Genomic DNA, 2,299 nt, shown 5'->3' with positions numbered 1-2,299 from the left:
GGTGTCAGTGGTCGGCCAATAATCCCCACTTGTGGCATTTGAATTTTCCCCACCCATCTCATGCAAGGAGCATCAGATGGAGCAGGAACAGCAATGCTTGAACGTCAGAGATGACGAAGTTGACTGGCAGGGCCCGAGGGCCCTGCCAGGCGGCGCCGCTACCGTGTCGGGGGGCACCCGGGACACGGAGGGCGACGTGATTGGGCAAACGCAATGGCAGGCGATACGCGAGGCCAAGGCCGAGGGCAAGACCGTCTCGGCCATCTCACGGGAGATGGGGCTGGACCGCAAGACGGTGCGCTCGGCCCTGCACAGCGAGCACTGGCGACCGTACAGCCGTGCGCAGCGTTCCTCCAAGCTCGATGAGCACATGGCCTGGCTGAACGAGCGCGCCCCGCAGGTCAACTTCTCGGCGCGCATCCTTCACCAGGAGTTGCGCCTGCAGCGGGGCTTCGAGGGCAGCTACGAGGTGATCAAGGTCGCCGTTCGCCCCTTGCGCGCACAGGCCGCCTCGGCGGCGCTCACCCAGCGCCGCTTCGAGACCGAGCCTGGCGAGCAAGCCCAGGTCGACTGGGGGCAGGTCAAGGTGCACTTCGGGGAGCAGGTCGTGCGGGTGCACATCTTCGTCATGACGCTGGGCTACAGCCGACGCGGCTATGCCGAAGGCTTCTTGCACGAGCGCTTGGACAATTTGCTGGCTGCGCACGAGCATGCCTTCGCCCACTTCGGTGGCCGCTGCGAGAACCTGCTGTTCGACCGTATGCGCACCGTGGTGCACCACGACCGCGAGGGCAGCCGGCTCAACACCACCTTCGAGGCCTTTGCCCAGCACTGGGGCTTCCGCATTCGGCTGTGCCAGCCCTACCGAGCCAAGACCAAGGGCAAGGTCGAGTCCGGTGTGAAGTACGTCAAGCGCAACTTCGTGCCGGGCCGCAGCTTCCGCGATCTGGACGACTTCAATGACCAGTTGCGGACCTGGCAGGCCGAGGTGGCCGACGTGCGCATCCATGGCACCACGCACCAGCGGCCCATCGACCGGTTCCAGGAGGAAGCTGCTCACCTGGCGCCCACGGCCAGCCAGCCCAGCTTCCGTGACGCCATGGTGCGCGAGCGTGTGGTGGCCGAGGACTGGCTGGTCAGCATCGAGGGCAACCGCTACTCGGTGCCCTTCAAGCTGATCGGTAAGGCCGTGCAGGTGGTGCGCGAAGGCGCCCACTGGGTCATCCGCCACGGTGGGCAGGAGGTGGCGCGCCACGAGGTGCTGGCTGGCAAGGCTCAGCTTTGCGTGCTGCCCGAGCACGGCCCGCGTGCCCAGCGCAGTGAGCAGGTGCCTGCCCTGGCCCCACCTGCGCCCAAGGCAGACAGCCCGGCGCATCCTGCCCTGGCCCAAGAGGTCGAGGTGCGTGACCTGTCGGTCTACGAGCAGCTGGCCGCTGCACTGGAGGCTGTATGAATGCCACCGCCATGACCACACCGGCGCAGCTTGAACGCCTGGGCGAGCACCTGCGCAAGCTGCGGCTGCGCAAGAGCAGCGAGCGGCTCGAAGCCATGTTGCAGCACGCCGCCGCCCAGGAGCTGCCCTATGCCGACTTCCTGGAACAGGTGCTGGGCGAAGAGGTGGCGGCCAAACGCAGCCAGAACATCGCCATGCGCACCGCGATGGCCCGCTTCCCCTTCGTCAAGCCTCTGGAGACCTTCGACTTCGGCTACCAGCCTTCCATCGACAAGAAACAGGTGGGCAACCTCGCCACCTGCCACTTCATTGAACATGGCGACAACGTGATCATCCTGGGGCCACCCGGCGTGGGCAAGACCCACCTGGCGGTGTCCCTGGGCCTCAAGGCCATCGAGGCGGGCTACAGGGTGTTGTTCACCTCGGCGGCCAACCTGATTGCGCAGCTGACCAAGGCACACGCGGAAGGCAAGCTCGACGACAAGCTCAAGGTGTTCACCACGCCCAGGCTGCTGGTGATCGACGAGATCGGCTACCTCCCCATCGACCGGCAAGGCGCCAACCTGTTCTTCCAGCTCATCAGCAGGCGCTATGAGCGCGGGCCGATGATCCTCACCAGCAACCAGAGCTTCGGCACCTGGGGCGAGGTCTTCGGTGACCGGGTCATCGCAACCGCGATCCTCGACCGGCTGCTGCACCACGCCGTCACCCTCAACATCCGGGGCAACTCATACCGCCTCAAGGAAAAACTCAAGGCCGGGCTCGTTCGTTCCGACGAGTCCGATCCTCAACCGGGTGGGGAAATTTGAACGACCATGGGTGGGGAAAATTGGAATACCGTTGACA

The 2,299-nt window shown here is 65.3% G+C and carries 2 protein-coding genes; both read left to right on the top strand.

The genetic code is table 11. From position 1 onward, the window contains the following. Nucleotides 1-196 precede the first annotated feature (196 nt). Entirely contained in the window at nt 197-1,453 is a 1,257-nt protein-coding gene (gene istA, locus EV672_RS18595) for an IS21 family transposase (RefSeq protein ID WP_243738771.1), read from the top strand. Beyond that, nucleotides 1,450-2,262 (top strand): IS21-like element helper ATPase IstB, encoded by an 813-nt coding sequence (istB, locus tag EV672_RS18590; protein WP_133611427.1) that lies wholly within the window; start codon nt 1,450-1,452, stop codon nt 2,260-2,262. Before istA ends, istB begins: the two co-directional genes overlap by 4 nt. The last annotated feature ends 37 nt before the right edge of the window (nt 2,263-2,299 follow it).

This window comes from Aquabacterium commune (assembly GCF_004362855.1).
In the GTDB taxonomy this organism is placed as follows: Bacteria; Pseudomonadota; Gammaproteobacteria; order Burkholderiales; family Burkholderiaceae_C; genus Aquabacterium; species Aquabacterium commune.
The sequence above is the reverse complement of the archived record's forward strand: the minus strand, read 5'-3'. Positions and strand labels throughout refer to the sequence as shown.